Below are 7580 nucleotides of genomic sequence, written 5' to 3'. Positions count from 1 at the left end.
CCGCCCCCCGCAGAGGAGGGCGGTGCGCCCGGCCGGGCCCGACGACGCGTCCGCCCTGTACCGCCTCTCGCGCGCCTTCGTCCGCACGGGCGAACTGCGCGCCCGATCCGTCGCCGACTACGCACGCGACGCGGGCGACTTCCTGATCGCCGAGTCCGCCGTGCGCGGTGTCGAGGGGTGTGGGGGGCTCAGGTGTGAGCCGGACGCGCCCCGTACGGCGGTGGTGTACAACTTCTGCGTGGCGAAGGCCGGTCAGGGCCGGGGTGTGGGTACGGCCCTGCTGCGGGCGTTGCTCGCCGAGGCCGCGAACCGCTCGGTCGGCGCGGTCTTCACCGCGACCAGCGGAAGCGCCGCCCTCTTCCTGCGGCACGGCTTCACCGTGCTGGACGCGGCCACCGCCGACTGGCCGGCCGGGCTCGATCCCCGCCGCGGCTCACGTGTGCTGAGTCTGCCGCTCTGACCGCCCCGGCGGAGTGGGACCGGTCCCGGCCGGACCGCGGGGACGGCAGCGGTCACGTGACCGTTCCGGTAGCCGTTCCCCGCCCGAGCGGTGCCCTCGCCTGTGCTCTCACCAGGTCAAGGGCCGTCGCGCGCACCGGAGTTGATGGGATAAGGTAAGCCTTACCTGAGTAAGCGACACACGCCGTGGTCCGTGCGGGACCCGAACGAAGGGCGAACATGTCAGCAGGGCACGCAGACACCGGGAACCGTCACGAGGGGCCGGCCGAGGACGCGGTCGGCATCGGGTTCGGCCCGGCCAACCTCGCGCTGGCCGTCGCGATCGCGGAGCACAACTCCCAGGGCGGCACGACCCGCGCGCTGCGCACGGTGTTCGTCGAGCGGCAGCCGGAGTTCGGCTGGCACCGGGGCATGCTGCTGCCCGGCGCCACCATGCAGGTGTCGTTCCTGAAGGACCTGGCCACCATGCGGGACCCGGGCAGCCGCTTCACCTTCCTGCGCTATCTGCACGAACGGGGCCGGCTCGCCGACTTCATCAACCAGAAGTCGTTCTTCCCCACCCGCCTCGAGTTCCACGACTATCTGCGCTGGTGCGCCGCCATGGTGGCCGGCCAGGTGCGCTACGGGCGGGAGGTCGGCGCGATCCGGCCCGTCGAGGGCGAGGAGACCGTCGACACCCTGGAGGTCGTCACCCGGGCCGTCGCCGGCGCTCCCGGCGAGGAGGCGACGCGCACCCGCAACGTCGTCGTCGGCACCGGGCTCGTGCCGAGGCTTCCGGAAGGCGTCTCGCCGGGACCGCGGGTGTGGCACAGCTCCGACCTGCTGCCGCGGGCGAACGCCCTGACGGAGCGCCCGCACCGCCGCTTCGTCGTCGTCGGCGCCGGTCAGTCCGGCGCCGAGACCGCCGAGTTCCTCCACCGCGAGTTCCCGGACGCCGAGGTCTGCGCGGTGTTCAGCCGGTACGGCTACAGCCCCGCCGACGACAGCCCGTTCGCCAACCGCATCTTCGACCCCGACGCGGTGGACGACTTCTACGCCGCCCCCGACGAGGTCAAGGAACGCCTGCTGACCTACCACGCCAACACCAACTACTCGGTGGTGGACGGCGAGTTGATCGAGCAGCTGTACCGGACCGCGTATCAGGAGAAGGTGGCCGGAGCCGAACGGCTGCGGATACTCAACACGACGGCCCTCACGGCCGTCGAGGAACGCCCGGACGGCGCGAGGGCCGTGCTGCGCCCGCTGATCGGCGGCGAGCCGTACGCGCTCGACTGCGACGCGGTGGTCCTCGCCACCGGCTACCGCCCCTCCGACCCGCGCACTCTGCTCGGCCCGCTGGCCGACGAGTGCCTGACGGATGGTCGGGGCCGGCTGCGGATCGGGCGCGACCACCGGGTGGAGACCACGCCGCGCGTGCGCGCCGGGATCTACCTCCAGGGCGCGGTCACCGAGCACTCGCACGGGATCACCTCGTCGCTGCTGTCCACGCTCGCGGTCCGGGCCGGCGAGATCTGCGACGCGCTGCTGCTGGACCGCGCCGGCCGGGACGTCCCCGAGGCCGACGACGTCGCCGTGCCCACCGTGTGAATCCGGCCGGACCCGTCACCGCCGAGTCGTCGCCGCCGACCCGTCGCCGTCGAGCGGCGACTCGCCCATCCCCACGAGGAGATCGCCCATGCCCGCCACCAACCCCTTCGAGGACGAGGACGCCCGCTACCTGGTCCTGGTGAACGAGGAGAACCAGCACTCGCTGTGGCCCGCGTTCGCCGAGGTGCCCGCGGGCTGGACGGCCGTCCACGGCGAGGACTCCCGGCAGGGCTGCCTCACCTATGTGTCCGAGCACTGGACCGACATGCGCCCCGCGAGCCTGGCCGGGCGGTCGCCGTCGCGGTGACCAAAGCGGACCGCCGCTCCCAGGCCGTCGAATCCCAGGTCGTCGAAGGTCGGAACACCGCCGGCGGAACGGCGCGACGCTCAGCGTCCGTCGGCGGTGCGCGTCGCCCTGCCCTGTGAACTCCCTTGTCCCGCAGGCAGATTGACCGTCCCCCGGGAAGCAAATAAGGTAAGCCTTGCCTAAATCGGGGGATGGTGGCTCAGTTCTTCCGGCACTCGACCGGACCGGTGGCGCCAAGTCCCGTACGCCTATGCCCGAACGAAGGAACGACCCACGTGTCCCTGCCCACCCTGGCGCGCCCCGAACCCGCGCGCCGGCCTTCCGGTCTGCCCGCGGCCGTAGGAGCCCACCGATGACCCCGTCTCCCGAACTCGCCGGCACCGCAACTGTCCTGACGGAGTGTGAGAAGTGATGCGCACCGGTCAGGAGCGGAGTCATCTGGACCGCATCGAGGAGGTCATGGCCGGGCGCCGCCCCGAGAAGGTGCGCTATCCGATCCGCGTCCGCCAGGCGGAGGTGGTGCGCACGGCGATGGTCGGCGCCGGACTGCTGCGCGTCACCCTCGGCGGACCGGGCACCAAGGGCTTCGAGGCGCACTCGCCGATCGACCACGTCAAGCTGCTGTTCCCCGAACCCGACGGCTCCCTCAGCCTGCCGGAGCCGGACGGCGACCTGCTGCGCTGGCCGCGCCCCCACCCCACGTCGCGGGAGTACACCGTACGGCGCTACGACCCGGTGACGGGCGAGATCGACATCGACATCGCCCCGCACCAAGGCGGCCTGGCCTCCGACTGGGCGCAGCAGGTGAAGCCGGGCGCCCTCCTGCACGTCGCGGGCCCGCCGGGCGGTCTCATCGTCCCGCGTGTCTACGACCGTTACCTGCTGGTGGGCGACATCACGGCCCTGCCCGCGATCGCCCGCTGGCTGGAGGAACTGCCCCGGGACGCGAAGGGCTGGGCCTTCGTGGAGGTCGCCGGCGCGGCCGAGGAGATCGAGCTGTCGGCGCCCGACGCCGTCGAGGTGCGCTGGCTGCACCGGGGCGACCGCCCGCCGGGCACCGGAGACGCCCTGGCCCAGGCGGTCACCAATGGGGTGAGCGTGCCTGAGGGCGAGCGGCTGTACGCCTGGATCGCCGGCGAGGCGGGGCAGATCAAGCCGCTGCGCCGCTGGGTCCGCGACGCATTGCGCCTGGAGCGCTGGGACTACACGGTCACCGGCTACTGGAAGCGCGGCGTCGCCGACTTCGACGACGAACACGAGGACGACCACCAGCACCAGGACCAGCACCAGCACTGAAGCCCGCCCCACCGGACTTCCCCCATCAGTCCCACCGCACCGGACTTTCCCCCGACAGTTCCTCCCGGCGACCCGCCGGCAGGCCACGGACCGAGGCAGGACCCGCTCGCCGAGCGGAACGGTCTCGCACGTCAGAAGGAGACGCACATGTTCACGCGCAGATCAACGGGCCTCGTCGGTGCCCTGGCACTGGCCCTGACCCTCAGCGCGTGCGGGTCGTCGGACAACGACGCGGACACGCCCGGGAAGAACGACACCCGGGTGTTCACCGCGGACAACGGCAAGGTGACCATCCCCGCCCACCCCGAGCGCGTCGTCGCCACCGGCTACGCGGTGCCCACGCTGATCGAGGCCGGCGCCCCCCTCGTCGGCATCTCCTCGTGGAAGCGCGGCGAGCCCATGATGGACGACAAGGAACTCGCCACCTACAAGAAGCTGACGAAGGTCGCCGGCGAGCAGGCCTCCGAGACCAACTACGAGGCCATAGCCGAGGCCAAGCCCGACCTCATCGTCCTCGGCGTCCCCGCGCCCGTCCTCGGCGACATCGACATGAAGCGGCTCAAGTCGATCGCCCCGGTCGTCGCGGTCGGCCCCATGCTGCCCACCCAGTGGCGCGAGGTGTCCCGCAAGCACGCCGACGCGGCCGGCGTCCTCGCCGCGTACGACACCATGAAGACCACGTACGAGACCAAGGCCGCCGAGCTGAAGAAGAAGTACCAGAGCGTGCTGCCGCAGCTGAAGCTCGGCCACGTCGGCTCCTACGGAGACACCTCCAAGGGCACCTTCCAGCGCGAGTTCAACGGCTCGTGGGGCACCAACGTGGCCCAGGACATCGGCGCGAACTACTACGGCAAGGTCAAGAAGCCCGGCCCCGGCTCCAAGTCGGTCAGCGAGTACCCCTCCATGGAGGAACTCGGCGACTCGCTCGGCCAGGCCGACGCCATCACCTACTCCGTCAACGCCGACGGCAGCGTCCCGCCCTCGGTCAAGGCCGTCCTGGACTCGAAGCTGTGGCAGAACCTGCCGGCCGTCAAGAAGAAGATGACGTTCCCGATCGCCTACACCGAGGCCGCCACCTACAGCGACGCCCTCAAGACCCTGGACGCGATCGACACGTCGTTCGCACCGCTGCTCGCCAAGTGACCGCTGCACAGCGTCCCCCGGCCGGGGGGAGAGCCGCGGGGGAGGCCCGGCGGATCGGCCTGCTCGTGGGCGGGCTGGTCCTGCTGGCCGCCGTCGCCGTCGTCAGCATCGGCGTCGGCGCCCACCGGGTTCCCCCCGCCGAGGTGGTCAGGGCCCTCTTCGACTACCGAGGAACGAACGACCACGTGATCGTACGAGACGTCCGGGCGCCGCGGGCGCTGCTGGCGGCGGCCGTCGGCGCCGCGCTGGCGGTCGGGGGCGCGCTCATCCAGACCCTCGCCCGCAACCCGCTCGCCGAACCCGGCATCCTCGGGGTCACCGCGGGCGCGGGCTTCGCGGTCACCGTGGGCTCCGCCCTCGGACTGGCCGGCGGGCAGGGCGGCCAACTGCTGTGCGCCGTCGCGGGCTCCGTGCTGGCCGCCCTGCTGGTGCTGGCGGTCGGGCGGCGCGCGCCCCTGCGGCTGGTGCTCACCGGCGTCGCCCTGACGGCCGTGCTCGGCGGCATCGCGCTCGGGCTGCGGCTGATGAACCCGGACGTGTTCGACGCCTACCGGTTCTGGTCGGTCGGCACCCTGGCCGGACGCGAACAGGAACCGCTGACGCTGCCCCTGGCCGCCATCGGCGTGTGCCTGCTCGCCGCGCTCGCCCTCGGCCGCTCCCTCAACGTCCTGGCCCTCGGGGAGAGCGTGGCGCAGACCCTGGGCGCCGGGGTGGCCCGCACCCAGATCGTGACGCTGGTCCTCATCACCGTCCTCAGCGGCGCGGCGACGGCGGTGGCCGGACCGATCCTCTTCGTCGGGCTGATCGTGCCGCACCTGGCCCGCAGGCCCGCGGCGGGCTCGGCGCCCTGGCTGATGGCGTACTCCATGGTGCTCGGGCCGATCCTGCTGCTGGCCGCCGACACCGCGGCGCGCGTGCTGCTGCCCACCGGTGAGATGCCGGTGGCCATCGTGACCGCGTTCCTCGGCGGCCCCATGCTGATCTGGACCGTCCGCCGCTACGGGGCGGGGGCGCTGTGAGCGTGCGCGTGCGGCCGCCCCGCTCCGCCGTCGTCACGGCGGTCCTGGCCGCCCTGATCCTCGGCCTGGCCCTGCTCGGCCTGTGCTACGGGGCGTCGTGGGCCTCCCCGGCGGAGGTGCTGTCCGTGCTGACCGGGCGGGAGCACTCCGTGGTGATCCACGACTGGCGCCTGCCCCGGGTGGCGGCCGGCGCGGTCTTCGGGGCCTCGCTCGGCGTGGCCGGCGCGATCTTCCAGAACCTCACCCGCAACCCCCTGGGCAGCCCCGACGTGATCGGCCTGGACGCGGGGGCGTACACCGGGGCGCTGTTCGCCCTGACCGTGCTGTCGGGCACGCCCGCGCAACTGGCCGGCGCCTCGGTGGCCGGCGGGCTGATCGTCTCGGCCGCCGTGTACCTGCTCTCGGTGGACCGGGGATTCTCCGGGCTGCGGCTCGTGGTGATCGGCATCGCCGTCAACGCCATGGTGACCGCGCTCAACTCGTGGATCGTGCTCCGCGCCGACCTCGACATCGCCATCGCCGCGGTCGGCTGGAGCGCCGGCTCCCTCAACGGCGTGGACTGGTCCGACCTCACCGTCCCGTTCGCGGTGATCGGCGTCCTGCTGGCGGTGATGGCCGCGCAGGCCCGCGCCATGCACCAGACCTCGCTCGGCGACGCGCTCGCGGTGACCACCGGGGTCGCGCTGGGCCGGCTGCGCCTGCTGATGGTCCTCGTCGGCGTCGGCTGCACGGCGACCGTGACCGCGGTCGCGGGACCGATCGCGTTCATCGCGCTGGCCGCCCCGCAGATCGGCCGCCGGCTCGCCGGGTCGGCCGGCATCCCCCTGCTGCCGGCCGCCCTGACCGGCGCCGTCCTGCTCCAGGGCGCCGACCTCATCGCCCAGGCCCTGCTCGCCCCGGTCGCCCTGCCCGTCGGCGTGGTGAGCACCGCGGTCGGGGGCTGCTATCTGATCTGGCTGCTGACCAAGGAGGTGAGGCGCGCATGAGCGCACGCCTGTCCGCGCGGGACATCACCCTTCGCTACGGCGACCGGGTGGTGGCCACCCGGCTGAGCCTCGACATCCCCGACGGCGCCTTCACCGCCGTCGTGGGCCCCAACGCCTGCGGCAAGTCCACGCTGCTGCGGTCCCTGGTCCGGCTGCTGCGGCCCGCCGAGGGGCGGGTCGAACTGGACGGACGCGAGGTCGGCTCCTACCCGTCCAAGGAACTGGCCCGGCAGGTCGGCTTCCTGCCCCAGGACCCGCTGGCCCCCGAGGACGTGAAGGTCCGGCAGCTGGTGGCCCGCGGCCGCTACCCCCACCAGTCGCTGCTGAAGCTGTGGTCGGAGCGCGACGAGGACGCCGTCACCGGCGCGATGGCCGCCGCCGGCGTCACCGAACTGGCCGACCGGCCCGTCCAGGAACTGTCCGGCGGCCAGCGGCAGCGGGTGTGGATCGCCATGGCGCTCGCCCAGGAGACGCCGTACCTGCTGCTGGACGAGCCGACGTCCTTCCTCGACATCACCCACCAGTACCAGCTGCTCTGCCTGCTGGCCGAACTGCGCGACCAGGGCAGGACCGTGATCGCCGTCCTGCACGACATCAACCAGGCGTGCCGCTTCGCCGACCACCTGGTCGCCATGCGCGACGGGCGGGTCGTGGCCGAGGGCAGGCCCGCGGACATCGTGGACGCCGCGCTGATCAAGGACGTGTTCGACCTGCCGAGCGTCATCGTCCCCGACCCGGTGACCGCCACTCCCATGGTCGTCCCCACACTGCAAGGAGAGTGAG

General features: G+C 72.8%; 8 protein-coding genes. All 8 read left to right on the top strand.

Features of this window, described 5'->3' with window-relative positions:
- Positions 1-460: GNAT family N-acetyltransferase (locus tag K7787_RS23960; protein WP_247721236.1), on the top strand; the 460-nt coding region annotated here is incomplete at its 5' end.
- Between the two features lie 218 nt (positions 461-678).
- Positions 679-2046 (top strand): lysine N(6)-hydroxylase/L-ornithine N(5)-oxygenase family protein, encoded by a 1368-nt coding sequence (locus tag K7787_RS23955; RefSeq protein ID WP_223002899.1) that lies wholly within the window; start codon positions 679-681, stop codon positions 2044-2046.
- A gap of 88 nt (positions 2047-2134) precedes the next feature.
- Entirely contained in the window at positions 2135-2353 is a 219-nt protein-coding gene (locus tag K7787_RS23950) for an MbtH family protein (RefSeq protein WP_009192773.1), read from the top strand.
- A 411-nt stretch (positions 2354-2764) separates the two neighbouring features.
- Positions 2765-3649, top strand: coding sequence for a siderophore-interacting protein (locus tag K7787_RS23945; protein ID WP_223002897.1), 885 nt, complete (start codon positions 2765-2767; stop codon positions 3647-3649).
- A 147-nt stretch (positions 3650-3796) separates the two neighbouring features.
- Positions 3797-4792 carry an ABC transporter substrate-binding protein gene (locus K7787_RS23940; RefSeq protein ID WP_223002896.1) on the top strand — a complete coding sequence of 332 codons (996 nt, stop codon included), beginning with the start codon at positions 3797-3799 and terminating at the stop codon, positions 4790-4792.
- Positions 4789-5811 carry a FecCD family ABC transporter permease gene (locus K7787_RS23935; RefSeq protein WP_372456682.1) on the top strand — a complete coding sequence of 341 codons (1023 nt, stop codon included), beginning with the start codon at positions 4789-4791 and terminating at the stop codon, positions 5809-5811. The genes K7787_RS23940 and K7787_RS23935 overlap by 4 nt, the downstream gene beginning before the upstream one ends.
- The gene (locus K7787_RS23930) at positions 5808-6797 is read left to right on the top strand and encodes a FecCD family ABC transporter permease (RefSeq protein ID WP_164392724.1); all 990 of its coding nucleotides are present in this window, start codon (positions 5808-5810) and stop codon (positions 6795-6797) included. The genes K7787_RS23935 and K7787_RS23930 overlap by 4 nt, the downstream gene beginning before the upstream one ends.
- On the top strand, positions 6794-7579 hold the full coding sequence (locus K7787_RS23925) for an ABC transporter ATP-binding protein (protein WP_164392722.1): 786 nt from the start codon (positions 6794-6796) through the stop codon (positions 7577-7579). Before K7787_RS23930 ends, K7787_RS23925 begins: the two co-directional genes overlap by 4 nt.
- Position 7580: the final 1 nt, after the last annotated feature.

It is taken from the genome of Streptomyces sennicomposti (genome assembly GCF_019890635.1).
Lineage (GTDB): Bacteria > Actinomycetota > Actinomycetes > Streptomycetales > Streptomycetaceae > Streptomyces > Streptomyces sennicomposti.
Note: the sequence above shows the minus strand (reverse complement) of the source record. Positions and strands in the feature narration are given on the sequence as shown.

Coding starts and splice junctions, on each gene's coding strand:
- K7787_RS23955 (WP_223002899.1), top strand. CDS start 679: ATGTCAGCAGGGCACGCAGACACCGGGAACCGTCACGAGGGGCCGGCC.
- K7787_RS23950 (WP_009192773.1), top strand. CDS start 2,135: ATGCCCGCCACCAACCCCTTCGAGGACGAGGACGCCCGCTACCTGGTC.
- K7787_RS23945 (WP_223002897.1), top strand. CDS start 2,765: ATGCGCACCGGTCAGGAGCGGAGTCATCTGGACCGCATCGAGGAGGTC.
- K7787_RS23940 (WP_223002896.1), top strand. CDS start 3,797: ATGTTCACGCGCAGATCAACGGGCCTCGTCGGTGCCCTGGCACTGGCC.
- K7787_RS23925 (WP_164392722.1), top strand. CDS start 6,794: ATGAGCGCACGCCTGTCCGCGCGGGACATCACCCTTCGCTACGGCGAC.